The sequence below is a fragment of the Sporosarcina sp. SAFN-010 genome (genome assembly GCF_059415065.1).
In genome coordinates this window covers 168371-189121 of record NZ_JBPFDS010000003.1, presented here as the reverse complement: position 1 = coordinate 189121, position 20751 = coordinate 168371, and the positions used below count along the sequence as shown (strand labels likewise).

Genomic DNA, 20751 nt, shown 5'->3' with positions numbered 1-20751 from the left:
CATCTAGTTAGTCTTGCCAGCTGGACATGGAGTTCTCCAATTGCATTCTCTGCTTGAATGATGTGAATGTGTCAAAGGACATTCAGTTGATTGAAGTGCAGGACGGCGACTCCTGGGGATCAGCGAAAGCTGTCACGAAGAACAGCTTTTGCGAGTAAAAGCGAAGCGTTAGGAGCACGTGTTTTTGAAGACCCCGCAGGAAAAGCCGTAACGAAGAACGGCTTTTGCGAGCATAAGTGAAACGTTGGGAGCACATCTTTGCTTTCGAAGCGACGAGGAGGCTGAGGGTAAGCCCCCGGAAAGCGCCCGTCCGGAACGGAGATCAACGACCTGTTGTTATCCTTCATTTTCTGAGAAAACGATGCAAAAAGAAAACAGGGATGGAATTCAAATTGATTCCCAACCCTTTTGTCTACAGTCTGAGCGGTCTCCCTCGAGAAAACCGCTTTTTGTGTGCTGTGATTTCACGGAACGTCGTTGCATAACTTAAATAACTAGATGAGTTATTTGAAGTGAGGGATGTTAAATGACAGTTTTGTTGCTGATTTTGCTTTTCGCTGTTTTGTTAGGACCGTTTCTATTTTCTTTCGCAGAGCGACAATTGGAACTCTATCTTTTCACATTAGGAATCGGTGCAGTTTTCATAGCCGGTAATTGGAACAAAGCGTTGCTTCATACTGTAGTTACTGACCCTATTGCAATAACGTGCGCGGTACTACTCGCAGGGTGGCTATTTCGTGTATTTCAACAACCATTCAGTCAGTCGATCAGCTTTGCAGAGCGCCTCATGCCATCCAGGGTTTTTGTTGCACTAATTGTAATCAGTATCGGATTAGTAGCTAGTTTCATAACAGCCATCATTGCTGCAGTTTTACTCGTCTCAATCATTAGTTTGCTCGATTATGACAGACGGACTCAAATCCGCCTAGTTATTCTATCTTGCTACGCTATCGGGTTGGGGGCAGTCCTGACCCCACTTGGTGAGCCTTTATCGACAATTGCAACCAGTCGATTAGACGAATCATTTTTCTACTTATTCAATTTGTTAGGAAGCGATGTCATCACTGCAATTCTTCTTCTTGGCATTATAACAGGAATTGTCATAGCCCCCCCTCACGTAAAACGCGGGAAAGAAAAGAAATTAGAGAAAGAATCTTGGACTGCTATTATCATCAGAAGTGTTAAAGTATACATATTTGTCATGGCTCTCTCTCTTCTAGGGACTGGATTTGAACCGTTATTGAGTCCTGCTTTAGAAGGGAAAAGCCCTACTTTCCTCTATTGGACCAACATGATATCAGCTGTCTTAGATAACGCCACACTTGCTTCAATCGAACTTGGCCCAACCATGGATGAACCAACCATACGCGCTATTCTTATGGGCTTATTAATTAGCGGAGGGATGCTGATTCCAGGTAACATTCCAAATATTATTGCTGCTGGCAAACTGTCCATCACTAGCAAGGAATGGGCTCGCTTCGGCTTCCCCTTCGGACTAATCGCGATGATTGTTTACTTTTTTGTTGTTGTTTACTAATAAGAAAGCAACTGAGTAACAAAACATTAATACTTTACAAACTACAATCAAAAAAAGGCTGCTCAGGCTTCAGTATTCACTGAAGTTTTGAGCAGCCTTTGTATCTTTTATTTATTTCGCTTCGTCATGCGACCTAGGGCAAATGCACCCGCAGCCAATCCGATAAATGTATTCGTCTTTTTGTTGAACACTTGTTTTACTATCAAGTTCATATTCTGTGGACGCTCTGCGAGACGGCGCATGAAGTATCCATACCAGTCTTCACCAAACGGAACGTAAGTTGTGAAGTTGTAGCCTTCCTTCGCAAGCTCTAATTGCATATCTTTACGGAATCCGTAAAGCATTTGGAACTCGAACTTATCATAAGAAATATCATTTTCTTTCACAAATTGCTTTACGTGGTTAATCACATGGTGATCATGCGTCGCAATTGAAGTGAACTTTCCGTTTAACAAATGCCATTCAATTAATTTAACAAAGTTTTCATCGATATCCGCTTTGTCCTGATACGCAACAGCAGGAGACTCTTTATATGCCCCTTTTACAATGCGTAGACGGAAATCTTTATGTTGCTTCATATAGTCTTCCGCTTCGAAGAAGTATGCTTGGATGACAGTTCCGACATTTTTATATGTTTTTGATAAATCATCAAGTAAATCGAATGAAGGCTTCAAGCGATCATAGTCTTCCATATCAAAGTTAACAAAAATATCGTATTCATTAGCTTTACTTACGATTTCTCGCAAATTCTCTTCACAGAAGCTTGGATCGATATCCAGTCCGAGTTGAGAAGGCTTCAGTGAAATCGTCGCATCGACGCCGTTTTCATGAATTGCTTCAACTACGCTTAAAATTTGTTTTTTTGCAGCAGTTGCTTCTTCTCGATTGTAAACAAACTCACCAAGATTGTCGACAGTACAAGAAATACCGTGCGCATTCAGTTCCTTAATACTTTCAATTGTTTCAGGAACATTCGTCCCCGCTACTACGTTTTGAGCTCCCAGCTTTAGACCGTATTTTTTCGCTGCGCTGTTTAATGTCTGGTTTTGGGAGAGGCCCATAAATAAATCTTTTAGCATGTCGATAACTCCTCAGAACTAAAATTTTTCACCACTTCATTATATCATATATCGCACGAATACAACATGATCTGACACGTGAAAAGAGATACGCTCCACAGTAACCTTAGCTCTGTTCACGAGGTCTTACGCGTGAAGAGGAGTCTCCTTCTTCTTCAGTCAATTGGAAGAGTTGAACACTTCCATCTAAGTCTTCTGCAAGTCGTTTCAAATCATTGGATTGTTCTGCGACATCACTAATCGTAGCTGACGTTTCTTCACCTGATGCTGATATGTTCGAAGTCATTTCCTCCAAAGAACGAAGTGCATCTGCTAACATTCGAATATAACGCTCTGCTTCCTCTGACTTCTGCGCCTCACGCATCAGACTTTCTGAGATTGCCGAAACCTCAGCAACTGTATCTTCAACAGCTGCGGAAATACCACTTAATGTTAGAGCGGTTTGGCTTACTGTCTCTGATCCCATTTCAATCAGTTTGCCACTCTCTTCAGTTGAATACACCACGTCTGCAATACTAGAAGATATATCTTTAATCAGTTGCCCCACTTCCTGAACGTCTTGGTTGGATTGTTCTGCAAGACGACGTACTTCATCAGCAACGACTGCAAATCCTTTACCATGTTCACCGGCCCTAGCCGCTTCAATGGAAGCATTCAATGCTAGTAAGTTGGTTTGGCCTGCAATATCAGAAATCGATTCAGTAATCATCTGGATTTTTTTCGCAGAATTGATAAGCCCTTGAATCGCAGATTTCGTACTCGATGAGGAGACTGATATCTTTTTCATATCCTCATTAAGAGATATTGCCCGTTCTCTACCTTCTTCTGCTAATACCATCGTGTTTGATGAGATAGATGTAGCTTTTTTTGCACGCTCATCCGCTTGATGAAGATCATGTGCTAAATCCTGGATAAGTTGAGCAACTTGCTCCACACTCGCGTTCCCATCCACTACGGAGCTCGCAGCTTCATTAATATTTTCAGAAACCATATGAGCGGCGCCTTCCATTTCTTCTAAGGAGTCCACTGTTTGTGTCATACTTATTGTTAATTTGGATGAAGACGTTTTGACGGTCCCAATCATATTCCGTAAATTTGAAGCGAGTGTGTTTAATGTTGTCCCTAGATCTCCAACCTCATCCTTACTAGAAACCTGTACATCCGCAATCCCTAAGTTACCAGAAGCCAACTGTTTGGAATGCTCGATGAGCTTCGAAATAGGTTTAGTTTTTTTACGAAGTAAGAAAATCGTCAACAGCGCTGCGAGCAGTAATGGAACGATACTAATTAAAATACCGTTTCGAACAACTCCCCATGTGCGTGAAGTGACAATTCCTGCGTCGAAGTCAATTACACTAACGGCGATAACTTCTTTAGTTGGATCCTGATCTTTAAAAATCGGGGCATATCCTGACAGACGTTTCATGCCTGCAAAGTTATACGCTTTAGAGTAGGTAGGATGTTTCATGTCAGCAAGCATAGCAATCGCTTCATCATCCACTTTGAACTTATCTCCTGGCTTGAATCCTTTAGCTTTAAGATTATCATCAACAGCCACTAAAGTTCCGTCTAACTCGACAATGTATTGTGTTTCAAAGATGTCTTTATGAGCAGTTGTCCAGTTAAGTTGTTCTCCTACTTTGTCTTGTGTGGAAGTGTCTCCTGCCAGTGCTTTGTTCATATCTTCCGGTAAAATAAGACCGGTAGTAATATTTGCACAACCATACGCTTCGATACCAGCTGCTTCGAAGAGTTTGTCATATGCCGTTTTGTAAGTAGCTACGGACGTGATAGCAAGCATGACAACAAGAATTCCAATAATCAAACTACCTAATTGAAATGTTAATGACTTTCTTACCTTCATGATACATAATACCTCTTTTCGATTTCTTTTAATAAGGACTTTACTACCTATAACCTTACCTTAGATTTGAGTAAAAAACTATACAAACATAATCTGTCACACAAACTTCACTCTGGTCGCACATTTATATATCGACCTAAATTCTATATTTCGAAGTCATTTTTCTCTATTTTTCATCATCGTTGAGGTATGATAAAATAGTCTTTTACTTTTAATAACTTGCAATCGTTTCCTTAGCAAGTTTATTACCACCGGAGGTTTCCCAATATGACTAATAATAATGATGATAAGAATATTTTCGAACTGCTCCACACGATTGAAAAAGTTAGCTATCAAATGATTGTCAAATGGCAACAGCGCTCTGATAACGATCTGGGTATTTCCCATATCCTCGTTCTTCAAGAATTATTGAACGAGGGAGAAAGCAGACCTTCAGATATTGCTAAGACACTGAATTTCACCCCAGCTTCACTTACTCACCTCTCAATGAAGCTTACAAAACAAGGTTTAATTGAAAGAAGACAAGCTGAAGAAGACAAAAGAACTAAGTATTTATCCATTACTGAAGCAGGTAAAGTGCTTGTCGAAAAAGCTTATAATGATGGAATTGAAGTGCGTCGAGAGTTGTTTTCACACATTTCACCGGAAGAACAGCAAGCTATGTTAGTGATTTATAAAAAGCTTGATGAAGCACTTACAAAACCTTCGAACTAAACTATTGGGATGGGGTGTGATTTATGTATGCAATCATTGTCAATCCTTCTTCTGGTCGTGGAAAAGCAACTCAGCTATTTCAACGAGTCGAACAATTGCTGATCCAGCATAATATGCCATACGAAGCACTGCTAAGCGATTCAACAGAAGCGTCTAATCAGTTCCTTGAAAATCTGTTGGGAAGCAGGAAACTCTCAGCGGTTGTAGTCATCGGTGGTGACGGAACGACGGGATCTATCGTTCAACTTGCAGCAGAACAGTCCATCCCTCTCGCCATTCTGCCCGCAGGGTCTGGAAATGATGCCGCGAGAGCTTTTCGCCTTACCCATGATCCCCTTGTTTTCGTAGAGAGACTCAGAGATTTTTCTACCCAACAAGTCGATTTACTGGATGTGGATGGAAAACTCGGAATTACCATTGCTGCTGCTGGTGTAGATGCAGAAATCGGAGACAAAGCCAACCACTCTTTTTACAAATCACTGCTCAACAAAATTGGATTAGGCGGGCTTGCCTACCCATTTGCAGCTATCCATACAATAAGCACCTTTACACCATTCGAAGTGAATTTGTCTATCGATGATGAACCGTATTTCTGGCAGCGCACATGGCTGATTGCTGTCGGCAATACCCCCTCTTATGGGGGTGGCCTGCGAGTCTGTCCGGAAGCACTTACAAATGATGGGTTGATGCATATCACCGTTGCTCATACAGCAAATCTGCCTTCCCTTCTACTTCGTTTGTTTCCTAAACTTCTTCAAGGAAATCTGATTCACAGTCCTTCAATCACTTATTTAACAGGTACTACTATTACATTAGAAGCAAATAGGAACATCTTGCTCATATTAGATGGCGAACCTATCCATGCCCCGCATTTTACAATTCGATTACAATCAGAAGCGCTAAAACTTGTAGACACAAGTGAATAATATATATTTTCATAAAGAAAACGCTTACATATAATTCTCGAACTAAATGTTCTAACTATTTAGACTTAGTGGTTGTGTTTCTCCTTCAACACGTGTTAGTATTGAAAAATGCTAGTGTTGAGGAGGTCGACCCATTGACAAACGTTCAAGAAGTAGAAAAGAAAAATTTAGGTATTGAAGACATTTTAATTGCGAATCAGGTATTAAAAGATATCGTGGCACATACACCTCTTCAAAAAAACGAACGGTTGTCAGAAGAATATGGATGTACGGTTTACATTAAACGAGAAGATTTGCAACACGTTCGATCTTTCAAGTTAAGAGGCGCCTATTACAAAATCAAGCGGATTGAATCCGACGCATTGGATAAGGGTATTGTTTGTGCCAGTGCTGGTAATCATGCTCAAGGCGTGGCATTCGCGTGTGCGCAACTTGGAATTGACGGGAAGATTTTCATGCCGTTAACCACACCTAAACAAAAGGTTGACCAAGTGAAAATGTTCGGTAAAGGCTTTGTTGAGATTTTATTGACAGGAGATACATTTGACGATTCTTTTGCAAGTGCCATGCTTTGTACAGATGAAGAAGATCGAATCTTCATTCATCCATTTGATGATTTTGATATTATCGCTGGTCAAGCTACGGTCGCTGTTGAAATTATGAATGACATTGAAGAGCCCATTGACTTTGTATTTTCAAGCGTTGGCGGCGGTGGACTCCTTTCTGGTATGAGCATGTATATTAAAAACCTGTCTCCGTTAACCCGCATGATTGGAGTGGAACCCGCTGGTGCGGCTAGCATGAAAGCTTCCTTTGAAAAGGGAAAGTTAACATCGTTACCTACAATCGATAAGTTTGTTGACGGAGCGGCGGTGAAGTGCCCGGGTCAGAAGACTTTTGATATTTGTTTTGAATTGGTCGAAGACATAGTAGCAGTTCCTGAAGGTAAGGTATGTACAGCCATTCTCGAATTGTATAATAAGCACGCAATCATTGCAGAGCCGGCTGGCGCACTCCCAATTGCAGCACTCGATTTTTATAAGGAAGAAATTAAAGGGAAATCAATTGTCGTCGTCATTAGTGGAGGAAATAATGATATTGGGAGAATGCAGGAAATCAAAGAAAAGTCTTTAATCCATCAGGGACTATTGTATTATTTCATTGTGAATTTCCCGCAGCGTGCGGGTGCGTTACGACAATTCCTAGATAACGTGCTCGGTCCAAATGATGATATTACAACTTTCGAATACACGAAGAAGAATAACAAAGAGAACGGTCCAGGACTCGTTGGTATCGAACTGAAGCTTCCTGAGGATTATGGCGGATTGCTGGATCGGATGCGTTCGAACGGGTTCTCGTTTACTGAAGTGAATAATGACAGTACGTTGTTCGATTTATTGATTTAACGGAACAAAAACAGGCAAAGCCCTTTTGGCTCTGCCTGTTTTTTCGGGTCTCACAATCCGACTGAAATATATTTAACTTCTACAAATTCGTCGATACCATGGTGACCGCCTTCTCGACCTAAACCACTTTGCTTGAATCCTCCAAATGGTGCTTGTGGTGAAGATGGAGAACCGTCGTTCAGACCAACAATGCCATATTCAAGCTGTTCACTCATTCGGATTCCTCTGCTAAGGTTTTCGGTAAATAGATAGGCTGCTAGACCATAAATCGTATCGTTCGCCCGTTGAATCGCTTCCTCTTCCGTTTTAAAAGTGGAAATCGGTGCGACTGGCCCAAATGTTTCTTCGTTCATACACAACATATCTTCAGTTACACCTGTTAGCACAGTCGGTTCATAGATGAGTCCCTCTAACTTTTGACCTCCTGTCGCCACTTTCGCTCCTTTCTTGAGAGCATCTTGTACATGCATCTCCACCTTTTCAACCGCTTTTTCATCAATCAATGGTCCGATTTGAGTACCATATTCGAGACCATCTCCTGCTTTTAAAGCTTTTACTTTGTTAGTGAATATTTTCGAGAACTCCTCGACAATCGATTCCTGGACATAGATCCGATTCGCACAGACACATGTTTGTCCAGCATTTCTAAATTTCGTAGCAATGACACCATCCGCCGCTTTCTCGAGGTCACTGTCTTCCATCACAATTGCTGGAGCTAATCCACCCAGTTCAAGCGATACCTTTTTCACAGTATCTGACGCCTTCTTCATGAGTCCTCGACCCACTTCTGTAGAACCAGTGAACGTGATCTTTTTTACACGTCCATCTTCAAGCCATGCATCACTAATCGTTTTGGAGTCACCAGTTACGACATTTACTACTCCCGGAGGAATCCCTGCTTCTAAAGCAAGTCTCCCGAGCTTGATAGCCGTGAGAGGTGTTTGACGGGATGGTTTTATAACAACTGTACATCCCGTAGCAAGCGCAGGTGCCACTTTTCGTGTAATCATCGCTGCTGGGAAGTTCCACGGTGTAATAGCCACGACGACACCAATCGGTTGTTTGATGACAAACATACGCTTATTTTGTTGAGTGGCAGGAATCGTTTCCCCATAGAGACGCTTCCCTTCTTCTGCATACCATTTATTAAAACCATTCGCATAATCGATTTCACCAACAGCTTCTTTCGTCGGTTTCCCTTGTTCCAGCGTCATCGTTTTCGCTAGATTCTCTTTGTCGCGTTCAATTAGATCATGCCATTTCATGATCAATTCACTACGTTCATATGCAGAAAGTGCAGCCCATTCAGGGAAAGCCTTATAGGCTTCATCGACAGCTCGAGTGGCTTCGACTTCTCCACCATTAGGTACGTCCGCAATCTCTTCTTGTGTAAATGGATTGACGACAGGGATTTTTTCTAGTTTTTCACCGAAGTCTTGTTTTCCAATAATCATTTCATAGCTTTCCATTAAAAATTCCTCCTTCAGTATCGATGTTACTTATCATTTTGAGTCCTCACTTGAGGTGGAATATAAATAAGTTTTGTCGGTTGTTGTCATTTTTTGAATGCTTCACAACAGATAACTACGTGTTTTGTGATAAACTGAACGATAGCAAGCTTTTTCGGCTTACTGAACAAAACAAGAATTGTGAGGCGACGAATATATGGAAACAACAGTTAAACTGACGACACTTACAAAAAAAGGCGGCTGTGGCTGCAAAATTGGACCAGCGGATTTAGCTGAAGTTTTGCGCACACTCCCTACCGCAACACCAAATCCGAACCTATTAGTAGGATTGGATACAAGCGATGATGCTGGTGTTTACAAGTTAACAGATGATCTTGCAATCGTGCAAACACTGGATTTCTTCACACCAATCGTAGATGATCCGTACGACTTCGGTCAAATTGCTGCGACAAACGCAATCAGTGATGTCTACGCTATGGGAGGGACTCCAATAACTGCCCTTAATATAGTTGCATTCCCTATTGCGGCACTAGACAAAACAATTTTGACAGAAATTCTTCGTGGCGCTGGTGACAAATTGAAAGAAGCAGGTGTAGCACTCGTTGGTGGACACTCAATTGACGACCAAGAACCGAAGTTTGGCCTTGCCGTTACAGGTACTGTTCATCCTGACAAAATCCGACCAAATGCAGGGGCTCTGCCTGGGGATGTACTCCTTCTTACGAAACCAATCGGAGTTGGCATCTATACAACTTCACTGAAACACGGTGAATTATCTGATGAAGAAATCAAGCACGTTACGTCAATCATGACAACATTGAACAAAACGGCTGCTGAGACAATGGCTGATTTCGACGTTCATGCAGTTACAGATGTGACTGGATTTGGTCTACTTGGGCATACTTCTGAGATGGCAAAAGGCAGTAACGCGGGCATCACAATAGAGGCTAGTGCTGTTCCAGTCCTCCCTCGTGCTAAAGAATTAGCAGAAGGTGGTCGTGTTCCAGGTGGTACGAAAAATAACTTTGCACACCTTGAAAATGATGTCACATTTGCGAGTCACTTAGACCAAATTGATCAATGGATTTTGTGCGACGCTGTCACTTCAGGCGGCTTACTGATCGCTGTTTCCCCTGACGAAGCCGATGAGCTCCTCGCTTCACTCCAGAAGAATGGTGTGGACGCAAAACAAATTGGTACAGTTACGTCTGACAATCCTGGACACATTTCTGTCCTATAAGAAGGTGCATGTATGTTTCGAGATATAACGCTAAGGGATTTAATGGGGCTCCACGCAAAAGAGCCCCATACAATGATCGATGTCCGATCTCCTAAAGAATTTGCAGAGGCAAGTATTCCAGGAGCCTTGAATATTCCTCTATTTAATGATGAAGAACGCGCAGAAGTCGGGACGATTTATAAGCAAATCGGTCAGGCAGAAGCGAAAAAAAGAGGACTTGCCATATTTGCAGAAAAGCTTCCTGCATTCATTGCTGAGTTTGAAAAAATCGATACATCCATGACGGTATTTTGTTGGCGTGGAGGAATGCGCAGTAAAACCGCAGCGACGGTTCTCGATCTAATGGGAATACATGCTCACAGGCTGACTGGTGGCATTCGCACGTACCGCCAATGGGTTGTGGAAGAGCTTAATAATATAGAGTATACACCTGAGCTGATTGTGTTAAATGGCTATACTGGTTCAGGCAAAACAGTTATTTTGCATAAGTTAGCAGAAGCGGATGAACCTATAGTAGACTTAGAACATCTCGCAGGTCACCGAGGGTCAATTTTCGGTCAGATTGGTTTAGCTGGCAGTAATCAGAAAAACTTTGAGTCGTTACTTTTACATGATTTGAAACGGACTAAGGATGAAAAAGTTGTGTTCATTGAAGGTGAAAGTAAACGTATCGGTAAAGTGACGATGCCTGGGTTCTTGTTCGATAAAAAAGAACACAGTCGACAGTTGATCATCAAACTACCGATTGAAGAGCGTGTAAGAATTACGTTGGAAGACTACAAACCAACGGAGCGACCTGAAGAGTTCAAAGCTGCTTTCGAACAAATCCGGCGTAGGATACACGTTCCGATTGCGAAGGAAATCGAAATCGCGTTGGAAACTGGTGATTTTGAGACGGCTACTCTACTGCTACTTGAGCATTACTATGATCCCCGCTATCAACATTCAACTGGAAAAGTGGATGATGACTTGAAAGTAGCGATTGAAGCGGACACTGTGGACGAGGCATTTGAGAAAGTGTTGACTTGGAAGCGGGAATATATGAAGAAATAATAAGGAAAGCATGCACACCTCAGAGAGTCGTTGGACTTCTTCTAGGCGCGCATGCTTTTTTGTTAGGTGGATTGTTTAGGTTATGAGCATATTTTTGTGTTTATGATCAGTTTTGAGGGGTTATGAGCACTTTTGAGAGTTTATGATCACATTCCACGATTTATGATCACGTTTCATTTTTTATGAGCAAATCCATTGATTTATGATCATTCCAAACTATTTTTGATAGGCGAAATCAAAAACCTGCCAGTAAGTTGGCAGGTTGGGCAATATGCGGACTAGAAAATACGAGACTTCCCTAGCAAAGTGCACTTAACCAATCAAATCTTTTAATATCTTTTTCATCTAGTAGAAACCAACGATAGCGTTCCACCATTCTTCCTTTTTAAGGGATTAGTTGGTGGCGCTTCGCTTGTTTCTTTCAGGCTATTGCTTAGGCAATATAGCTAGAGCAATTCATTGGATACGCTGAATGGACTTATGAGTAGATCTCATGATTTATGATCACTTGTCAATACTCCCCCGCCTTCACATTACTTCTTTGCGTCACTCACTCGTTCCAATGGGATATCTGCTGTGATGTCATTCAATACCCAACTAGCACAGACAAGCCCCGCTACAGATGGGCAATAGGAATTCGATGCGGGTGGCATTTTCGCTTTTCGGATTTCAGCGTCAGGCTTTCCAACCGTCTCTACGACATCCGGACGAACAATGATTGGGCTTTCATCTGAAAACACAACAGGTACTCCTTTATGGATCCCTAGTTTACGCAGTCGCGTACGAATCACTTTTGCAATTGGATCGGTATGTGTTTTTGAGATATCGGCAATTTGGAATCGAGTTGGATCGATTTTGTTCGCTGCACCCATACTTGAAATGATTTTAATACCACGCTTTTGACATTGTTCAATCAAGTGAATTTTGTAACTAATCGTATCGGATGCATCGATCACATAATCCGGCTTTTGGTCGAAAAAGCGCTCTGCAGTCTCTTCTGTATAAAACATATGGAGTGGCACAATTTCACAATTCTCATTAATATCTTGAATACGTTCGACCATCACTTCCACTTTTGAACGTCCAACTGTAGATAAATAGGCTACTAATTGGCGATTGATATTGGTAATATCTACATCATCTTTATCTACTAAAATAATTTTACCAACGCCGCTACGTGCGCATGCTTCAGCAGCGAAAGAACCGACTCCTCCAACTCCTAAAATCGCAACTGTCGTGTCGGACATTCGCTTAACACCTTCTTTACCTATGGACAATTCGTTTCTTGAAAACTGATTTAGCATTTTCTAACGACCTTTCTTTTTCGGAATTCACATATAAAAACCCCTCAGCAAGACTGCCGAGAGGTGAACTTTCACATAAGAAACAAATCCCAAATGTGCCGTCTTTGTAATATCGTTTTGAACCCGCACGGTGCAGGTGGGTGTCCGATCTTCTTACTTCTGAGGTCCCATGACAGGCGTGTCATCATAAGAAGAATCTAGACTCCCGACGATTAAAGTGTTCGGTCAAAACTGTCTGGCAAATAACGAACACCTCAGGATTTGTTGTTAGATGTATCATATCATACGACTTCTTGAGATTCAATAATTTGCTTATGAAATTACCTGTATAATTCAGAAAAGTCCTAATTTCCTATTTTTGTTCGTCCGCCAATTGGATGTGCAATTCCTTCAGTTGTTTAGGGTCGACGACGTCTGGAGCTGCTGTTAGCAAGTCTGTTGCACTTGCTGTTTTCGGGAATGCAATTGTGTCACGTAGGTTAGTGGAACCAGAAAGCAACATGACAAGACGGTCTAGACCGAATGCAATTCCGCCGTGTGGTGGCGTTCCGTATTCGAACGCATCGAGTAGGAATCCAAATTGTTCGCGCGCTTGTTCATCTGTAAATCCAAGTGCTTTGAACATTTTTTCCTGAACATCGCGTTCGTAAATGCGGAGTGAACCACCACCTAATTCATATCCATTCAACACTAAGTCATACGCTAACGCTTTGACTGTTTCTGGACTAGACACAAGTTCCTCAACGTCAGCTGGCATTGTGAATGGATGGTGGGCTGCATAATAACGTCCATCTTCCTCGTCGTATTCAAACAATGGCCAATCTGTAACCCATAGGAAGTTATAAAGAGTTTCGTCGATTAGTCCTCGTTCGCGACCGAACTTCATACGGAGTGCGCCAAGCGTGTCTGCGACCACAGATTTTTTATCAGCAGCGAATAATAACAAGTCGCCTGGTTGTGCATCTGCAGCTGTTTTAAGTGCTTCAGCAGTTTCGCCTTCAAAGAACTTGGAAATCGGTCCTTTGAGACCATCTTCCTCACATTTCAACCATGCTAATCCTTTTGCGCCGTAAACCGCTGCAAATTCACCGAAGCCATCGATATCTTTACGTGAGTAATCAGCAGCAGCGCCTTTTACGTTGATCAATTTCACTTGCCCGCCAGCTTCCAAAGCACCAGTGAACACTTTAAATGCTGTTTCCTTAACTATTTCTGAAACGTCGATAAGTTCCATCGCGAAACGAGTATCCGGCTTGTCCGAACCGTAACGAGCCATTGCATCTGTATACGTAATCCGTTTAAATGGTCCATCGATTGTAGTATTTTTCACATCTTTCATAACTTTTTGCATCAAGCGTTCGTTTAATTCAATAATTTCTTCTATAGACATGAAACTCATTTCCATATCAATTTGAGTGAATTCCGGCTGACGGTCTGCGCGCAAGTCTTCATCACGGAAACAACGTGCAATTTGGAAATAGCGATCAAAACCGGATACCATCAACATCTGTTTAAAGAGCTGAGGTGATTGTGGAAGTGCATAGAACTCACCATCATGGACACGGCTTGGTACGAGATAGTCACGTGCGCCTTCAGGTGTCGACTTTGTTAGGATTGGTGTCTCAACTTCTAGGAAGCCTTCTCCATCCAAGAAGTTACGGACTGTCTTCGTAATGTCCGAACGCATTTTGAATGTACGTGCTAATTGTGGACGACGAAGATCTAGATATCGATATTTCAAACGCAGCTCTTCACTGACATCTGTGTCATCTTCGATTAAGAATGGAGGATTCTTCGCTTCATTGATTATTGTGAGATCGGTCACTTGGACTTCGATAGCTCCCGTTTTCAAATTCTTGTTCTTTGTCCGTTCTTCGCGTTCTACTACGTTACCCGTAATTGAAATGACGAATTCGCTACGTAACTTTTCTGCAATTGCTAGTGCTTCTTCAGAAATTGCAGGGTTGAAAACCGCTTGTACGATTCCTGTGCGGTCACGCATATCCACGAAAATTAGTCCCCCGAGGTCACGACGTTTTTGAACCCATCCTTTTAACGTTACTTCTTGACCGATATGTTGCTCATTTAGTTCTCCACAATATTGTGTTCGCTGCATCATTCAACACTGCCTCTCTTCAATTAGCCTTTAATAAGTTCGATTAGTTCGGTGATGGTAACGGATTGCTGTGTACCTTCCGCCATGTTTTTAAGCTGGACAATCTGTTGTTCGACTTCCTCTTCCCCGATAACAGTAACCCATTTGGATTGTAATCGGTCCGCGGACTTCATTTGCGCTTTCATCTTCCGGTCGAGATAGTCCATATCTGCACGGATACCTGCTGTGCGTAATTGCTGAAGGACTTGGAATCCTTCTTTCTTCGCTGCTTCACCAAGTGTCACGACATACACATCCAGTGCGTCATCATTTGTCAGCGGAACTTGTTCCGCTTCAAGTGCTAACAGTAAACGCTCGATACTCATTCCAAAGCCAATACCCGGAGCTGACGGACCTCCAATTTCTTCAGAAAGTCCATTATATCTGCCGCCGCCGCATAGCGTTGTAATTGCGCCGAAACCTTCAGCGGTGCTCATGATTTCAAAAGCAGTGTGATTGTAATAATCAAGGCCGCGTACTAGATTTGGATCTAATTCATAGGAGATGCCCGCTTTCGTTAACAATTCCTTCAGCGCTTCAAAATATGCACGGGATTCATCATTTAAATAGTCTGTTAGCGATGGTGCTGTTTTCATGAGCGGGTGATCGCGGTCTACTTTACAATCCAGAATTCGCAAAGGATTTTTTTCTAAGCGAGTTTGGCAATCACCGCAAAACTCATCAATATGGGGTGTGAAGTGTGCAACTAATGCATCTCTATGTGCTGTGCGCGAATCTTTATCCCCTAGAGAATTCAATACCAGTTTGATGTCTTTCAAGCCTGCACGTTTATATACCTCGAGTGCCAGGGCAATTACTTCAGCATCGATTGCTGGATCAGCACTGCCGATTGCTTCTGTTCCAAATTGAACAAATTGGCGATACCGTCCTGCTTGTTGACGTTCGTATCGGAACATCGGCTCAATGTAGTACAATTTGACAGGCTGGTCTACCCAGCCAAACATCTTATGTTCAACAAACGAGCGAACGACTGGTGCTGTTCCTTCAGGACGCAAAGTCATGGAACGATCTCCGCGATCTTTAAATGTATACATCTCTTTCGACACGATATCTGTTGTATCGCCAACCGCTCTTTGGAAAAGTTCAGTCTGCTCAAACATCGGTGTACGTATTTCTGAATAGCGATACACTTCACACGCTTCGCGGATCAGTTGCTCTACTTTTTGCCACTTCCATGATTCGGAAGGCAGAATGTCTTGTGTTCCTCTTGGCACTTTAAACTTCATTAGTAAACCCCTCTCGTCTGTTTCAGTTCAACGGAAATACAAAAAAGCTCCCACCCCTTGCGTATGCAAGGGACGAGAGCTTGTAATTAGCTTCCGCGGTTCCACCCAAATTGACGTCTATGACGTCCACTCGTATCCGGATAACGGCCGGCTCCGTCTTTACCTAATATGCCGCTCGGGCGTTTCAGTAAAGAGTCTCGTTGGTGTTGTTCGTCAAGTTAGTCTGCAGGGGGATTTCAGCCACGTCCGCCCTTCTCTGTTCAGCCACAATCTTGATTACTTTCCAAGTCATCGACATGAATTCTTCATGCAGTTAACAATAATAGTACCATCTGTTGAAAATGTGTCAACCTTTTTCATTTCCTCTAGTCTTTTTCGACAATCTCTTTTACAATAATAATAAAGGAGAGTGATGGAATGGCAAAACTCGCGAAACTAGTAGCCGCTATCCTATTGTTATCGGTTACGTTGATAGATGCACAACCCGCTACTGCAGATTCTTCAGGACATACGGTAGTTGTTGATTCTCCTACGCTAAATGTTCGTTCTGGACCAGGGCTCACATATTCCTTAACAGGAAAGCTAAAAAATGGACAAAAAGTGAAAGTCATTGATCGTTCAGATGATTGGCTCCAAATATCGGTTGATGGTGAAACCGGCTGGATCGCTTCCTGGCTTACCAAGTCCAATGACAGCGGATTCAAAGATGGAAAAACTATCGTCTCCCGTGTTGATTCATTGAATATCAGATCGTCTCCTTCCATCACTTCTGCAGCTATTGGGAAATTACGTTCCGGTGATCTTGCAGAACTGATTGAATACCAAGGCGAATGGGCTTCAATTATCGTTGACGGCATGGAAGGATGGGTCCACACGACATACATAACTGAAGTAGATTCAGAACAAAATCAGATTGTATCAAAGTCGGATAAACCCAAGGTTACGGACGCCAATACATTTACTGTGACAGTGGACAAATTGAATGTCCGAAAGAAGCCTGATCAGACCTCAAAGCGAATTGGAAGTGTGAGTAAGAAAGAAACCTATCCCATTCAAAAAATTGACGGCAATTGGGTCAAGATTTCATTGGCAGGAAAAAAATCCGGTTGGGTTTACTCATTCCATGGTGAACTTTCAAGCAAGAGCTCGAATACTTCAAAAAGCTCTACAAAGACCGTCTCGATCGTTACAAATGGGACAAACATTCGAGTTGAACCTACTACCTCCTCAGACGTCGCCTTACGTGCTGACGCTGGAGATGTCTTCCGAGTAGTCGAGAAGAAAGATGACTGGTATGAGGTCCATCTGCCAACTGGTGGAACCGCATACGTCGCTGAATGGGTTGTCAATTCTTCTGAAGCTTCTACCGCTTCGAAAACTAAAGTTCCGAAAAAACCAAAGCGAGTGCCAGGGACCTTAAAAGGAATCACTATTGCATTAGATCCAGGTCATGGAGGCAATGACCGTGGCACAACCGGCACACATGGAACAGACGAAAAAGATTTAACATTACTTACTGCAGAACTACTTGCTGGGAAATTAAAAGATGCAGGCGCTACTGTCGTCATGACACGAAATTCGGATACTTATGTGTCTCTCCGGAAGCGTACGTCCATCGCTCAACAGGAAGGTGCAGATGCTTTCGTCAGTCTGCATTATGATGCGAATCCAGACCGAGCGATTACAGGATTTACCACATATTATACGCAGTCAACTCAACATTCATTTGCGCAAGCCATTAATGACGGGCTATCCGGTTCTATCGATTTAACCAATCGTGGTACCCAGCCCGCTAATTACTTGGTTCTCCGTGAAAATAGGTTGCCTGCAGTCCTTATTGAATTAGGATTCCTATCAAATTCTTCTGAAGAACGTATACTTACGAGTTCTTATTTCCGGGAACAAGCCTCACAAGGAATTTATAAAGGACTTCTTCATTATTTTGACGCACAATGAAAAAACGTCCGTTGCAAGCCAACTCTTGGCTGCAGCGGACGTTTTTATCTGGATTCAACAATAATAGTCACTGGACCGTCGTTCACGAGAGCTACATCCATCATTGCACCGAAAATCCCCGTTTCTACCGTCAAACCGTAGGCACGGAGCTGTTCGTTGAAATAATCGTAAAGAGGCTCTGCCGTTTCTGGTCTCGCTGCTTTGATAAAACTCGGGCGTCTCCCTTTACGCGTATCTCCATAAAGCGTGAATTGAGAAACCGAAAGAATAGCTCCACCCGTTTCGTCGATAGAGCGATTCATCTTCCCGTCTTCATCCTCAAACAAACGGAGACCTGCGATTTTCTTCGCAACATACGCAGCATCTTCTTGTGTGTCCGTGTGAGTGAGGCCGACGAGTAGTACATACCCATGTTCGATCGCGCCCGTCACGGTACCATCTACCGTGACTGAAGCCTTCTTAGAACGTTGTAGGACTACTTTCATGTTAAGACACCTCTTTGTTAATTAATAATACGTTGAACGGAATAGATGTCTCGAACTTGCTTAATTTTATCGACTATTCGTTGTAAGTGTTGCAAATCTGTAATTTTAATAGACATACTGATGTGAGCAATCTTTACACGGTCTGCTTTACCGGAAACCGCCACAATCGGTGTTTTAGTATCGACTACTGTCATCATCACTTCGTTTAACAGACCTTGTCGATCATAGCCTGTAATTTCGATATCGACTTGGAATTCCTTCTTGATACTTTCAGTACCGGAAACTGCCCAACTGACATCTATCAAGCGATCCTCTTGCTCACCGTCCGCATGGATATTCGGACAATCCACTCGGTGAACTGATACGCCACGACCTTTTGTGATGAACCCGACAATTTCATCTCCCGGTACCGGATTACAGCATTTAGATAAGCGAATGAGTAGGTTTTCCAGCCCTTTGACGACAACACCTGATTCTGTCATTGGTGGGGGTGGCTGAGTCTTTATCTCAGACACAATCTTATCAATCGTATCTTTTTGTTCCCGCTCTTTACGGATCTTGTCCGTCATTCGATTGACGACTTGCTGTGCGGTAATTCCGCCAGAGCCTATAGCTGCATACATATCTTCTTCAGATGTGAAACTAAATTTATCAATAACGCGTCGTAAACTTTCTGGTGTTACTACTTCGCGTAGTACGTATTCTTGGTGTTTCACTTCTTTTTCAAGCAATTCTTTTCCGCGGTAAATGTTCTCTTCACGCAATTGCTTTTTAAAATATTGGCGTATCTTGTTACGTGCTTGAGATGTGTTGGCGATTTTTAACCAATCACGGCTTGGCCCAAACGACTGTTTAGACGTTAACACTTCTACAATATCACCTGTAAATAATTCGGTTTCAAGCGGAACCATTTTGCCATTCACTTTCGCACCGATTGTACGATTCCCGACTTCAGAATGGACACGATAGGCAAAGTCGATTGGAATGGAGCCCTTAGGAAGTTCGACGACGTCCCCTTCAGGTGTGAATACGTAGACCATGTCCGAGAATAGATCGAATTTCAATGACTCCATGAACTCTTCTGCGTTTGAAGACTCATTTTGCATTTCTAATATTTCACGGAACCATGTCAACTTAGAGTCGATCGTATCGGGGTGATCGGCAGTGATTCCCTCTTTATACGCCCAATGTGCAGCAACCCCGAATTCAGCAATTTTGTGCATCTCATCCGTACGGATCTGTACTTCAAGAGGATCACCCGCAGGTCCAACAACAGTTGTATGCAACGATTGGTACAAATTTTGCTTTGGCATCGCAATATAGTCTTTGAAGCGACCAGGCATCGGTTTCCAAAGTGTATGAATGATACCAAGTACTGCATAACAGTCTTTAATGCTTTTCACGACAATACGAACTGCTAGTAAATCATAAATTTCGTTGAATTCTTTTTTCTGCAAGACCATTTTCCGATAAATGGAGTACAAATGTTTAGGTCTGCCCGACAATTCTGCGTGAATGTCCATTGTCCCAATTTCACTATTAATTTGTTCCATAACATTTTTCAAATAGTTTTCACGTTCCACGCGCTTTTGTTTCATGAGGTTGACGATGCGGTAATATTGCTGAGGGTTTAAATAGCGAAGGGCAATGTCTTCAAGCTCCCATTTAATCGCAGATATTCCGAGTCGATGCGCTAGCGGTGCAAATATTTCAAGTGTTTCCGCAGAGATTCGACGTTGTTTTTCTTCTTTCACATACTTTAACGTCCTCATATTATGCAAACGATCCGCCAGTTTAATAAGAATGACCCGAATATCTTGAGCCATTGCGATAAACATCTTCCGGTGATTTTCCGCTTGTTTTTCTTCATTCGTTTTAAACTTCAATTTCTCGAGTTTGGTGACCCCGTCGACAAGCATTGCGACTTCTTCACCGAAGTCTCGTACGATGTCATCTCTTCCAATTTCAGTATCTTCTACAACGTCATGCAAAAAGCCTGCAGCTACTGTCGAAGGATCCATCTGAAGTTCTGCAAGAATTCCAGCTACTTGCACAGGATGGAGAATGTAAGGTTCTCCAGAACTTCTGAACTGACCTTCATGCGCTCTCTTTGCAGCTTCGTACGCTTTTTCGACAAATGCGACGTGTTCGTTATTCATATAGGAACCGACAAGTTCAAATATATCTTCTGCCGTTAAATCTTGATTTTTAGCCATTCTCTCACCTCTTTCAAGCAATTTCCGAAAAAATAAACATACCTCTATTGTATGGCGAAAATAGAAGATTTGTAAAGAAATGAATTCACGGAGTTTCATC

15 protein-coding genes, 1 other RNA gene and 1 other annotated feature are annotated in these 20751 nt (G+C 42.4%); of the genes, 7 read left to right on the top strand and 9 right to left on the bottom strand.

Going from position 1 to position 20751, the window contains the following annotated elements:
- Window positions 1-526: 526 nt before the first annotated feature.
- Entirely contained in the window at window positions 527-1537 is a 1011-nt protein-coding gene (locus ACR65F_RS05510; RefSeq protein WP_440503563.1) for a DUF1646 family protein, read from the top strand.
- 107 nt (window positions 1538-1644) lie between these two features.
- Here ACR65F_RS05510 and ACR65F_RS05505 read toward each other — a convergent pair whose 3' ends face one another.
- Both ACR65F_RS05505 and ACR65F_RS05500 read right to left on the bottom strand, forming a co-directional pair.
- Window positions 1645-2616, bottom strand: a complete 972-nt coding sequence (locus ACR65F_RS05505; protein ID WP_440503562.1) for a proline dehydrogenase family protein — start codon at window positions 2614-2616, stop codon at window positions 1645-1647.
- 106 nt (window positions 2617-2722) lie between these two features.
- Window positions 2723-4480 (bottom strand): methyl-accepting chemotaxis protein, encoded by a 1758-nt coding sequence (locus ACR65F_RS05500; protein WP_440503561.1) that lies wholly within the window; start codon window positions 4478-4480, stop codon window positions 2723-2725.
- A 267-nt stretch (window positions 4481-4747) separates the two neighbouring features.
- Here ACR65F_RS05500 and ACR65F_RS05495 point away from each other — a divergent pair, with 267 nt between their 5' ends.
- From ACR65F_RS05495 to ilvA, 3 genes are all read left to right on the top strand, one after another.
- On the top strand, window positions 4748-5194 hold the full coding sequence (locus ACR65F_RS05495) for a MarR family winged helix-turn-helix transcriptional regulator (protein ID WP_440503560.1): 447 nt from the start codon (window positions 4748-4750) through the stop codon (window positions 5192-5194).
- Between the two features lie 23 nt (window positions 5195-5217).
- A complete protein-coding gene (locus ACR65F_RS05490; protein ID WP_440503559.1) occupies window positions 5218-6120 on the top strand; it encodes a diacylglycerol/lipid kinase family protein in 903 nt (300 codons plus the stop codon).
- A 134-nt stretch (window positions 6121-6254) separates the two neighbouring features.
- Window positions 6255-7526, top strand: a complete 1272-nt coding sequence (gene ilvA, locus ACR65F_RS05485; protein WP_440503558.1) for a threonine ammonia-lyase IlvA — start codon at window positions 6255-6257, stop codon at window positions 7524-7526.
- A gap of 50 nt (window positions 7527-7576) precedes the next feature.
- Here ilvA and ACR65F_RS05480 read toward each other — a convergent pair whose 3' ends face one another.
- Window positions 7577-8995 carry an NAD-dependent succinate-semialdehyde dehydrogenase gene (locus ACR65F_RS05480; RefSeq protein WP_440503557.1) on the bottom strand — a complete coding sequence of 473 codons (1419 nt, stop codon included), beginning with the start codon at window positions 8993-8995 and terminating at the stop codon, window positions 7577-7579.
- Window positions 8996-9191: 196 nt separating this feature from the next.
- Between ACR65F_RS05480 and selD the strand changes: the two genes are divergently transcribed.
- Together selD and mnmH are read left to right on the top strand one after the other, a co-directional pair.
- Window positions 9192-10235 carry a selenide, water dikinase SelD gene (gene selD, locus ACR65F_RS05475; protein WP_039043006.1) on the top strand — a complete coding sequence of 348 codons (1044 nt, stop codon included), beginning with the start codon at window positions 9192-9194 and terminating at the stop codon, window positions 10233-10235.
- A 12-nt stretch (window positions 10236-10247) separates the two neighbouring features.
- The gene (mnmH, locus tag ACR65F_RS05470; RefSeq protein WP_440503556.1) at window positions 10248-11288 is read left to right on the top strand and encodes a tRNA 2-selenouridine(34) synthase MnmH; all 1041 of its coding nucleotides are present in this window, start codon (window positions 10248-10250) and stop codon (window positions 11286-11288) included.
- Window positions 11289-11821: 533 nt separating this feature from the next.
- Here the strand turns inward: mnmH and ACR65F_RS05465 are convergent.
- The 4 genes from ACR65F_RS05465 to hisS form a co-directional block, all read right to left on the bottom strand.
- Window positions 11822-12592 carry a tRNA threonylcarbamoyladenosine dehydratase gene (locus ACR65F_RS05465; RefSeq protein ID WP_025783551.1) on the bottom strand — a complete coding sequence of 257 codons (771 nt, stop codon included), beginning with the start codon at window positions 12590-12592 and terminating at the stop codon, window positions 11822-11824.
- Window positions 12593-12674: 82 nt separating this feature from the next.
- Window positions 12675-12856, bottom strand: a non-coding RNA gene (gene ssrS, locus ACR65F_RS05460) — 6S RNA.
- An 88-nt stretch (window positions 12857-12944) separates the two neighbouring features.
- The gene (aspS, locus tag ACR65F_RS05455) at window positions 12945-14711 is read right to left on the bottom strand and encodes an aspartate--tRNA ligase (RefSeq protein ID WP_440503555.1); all 1767 of its coding nucleotides are present in this window, start codon (window positions 14709-14711) and stop codon (window positions 12945-12947) included.
- A 20-nt stretch (window positions 14712-14731) separates the two neighbouring features.
- Window positions 14732-15994, bottom strand: a complete 1263-nt coding sequence (gene hisS / locus ACR65F_RS05450; protein WP_440503554.1) for a histidine--tRNA ligase — start codon at window positions 15992-15994, stop codon at window positions 14732-14734.
- A 65-nt stretch (window positions 15995-16059) separates the two neighbouring features.
- Window positions 16060-16295, bottom strand: a binding site (T-box leader).
- A 116-nt stretch (window positions 16296-16411) separates the two neighbouring features.
- Between hisS and ACR65F_RS05445 the strand changes: the two genes are divergently transcribed.
- A complete protein-coding gene (locus ACR65F_RS05445) occupies window positions 16412-17950 on the top strand; it encodes an N-acetylmuramoyl-L-alanine amidase family protein (RefSeq protein ID WP_440503553.1) in 1539 nt (512 codons plus the stop codon).
- Window positions 17951-17994: 44 nt separating this feature from the next.
- On the opposite strand, the gene dtd is transcribed toward ACR65F_RS05445, so the two are convergent.
- Both dtd and ACR65F_RS05435 read right to left on the bottom strand, forming a co-directional pair.
- Entirely contained in the window at window positions 17995-18435 is a 441-nt protein-coding gene (gene dtd / locus ACR65F_RS05440; protein WP_440503552.1) for a D-aminoacyl-tRNA deacylase, read from the bottom strand.
- Window positions 18436-18452: 17 nt separating this feature from the next.
- Window positions 18453-20651, bottom strand: coding sequence for a RelA/SpoT family protein (locus ACR65F_RS05435; RefSeq protein ID WP_125101505.1), 2199 nt, complete (start codon window positions 20649-20651; stop codon window positions 18453-18455).
- Between the last annotated feature and the right edge of the window lie 100 nt (window positions 20652-20751).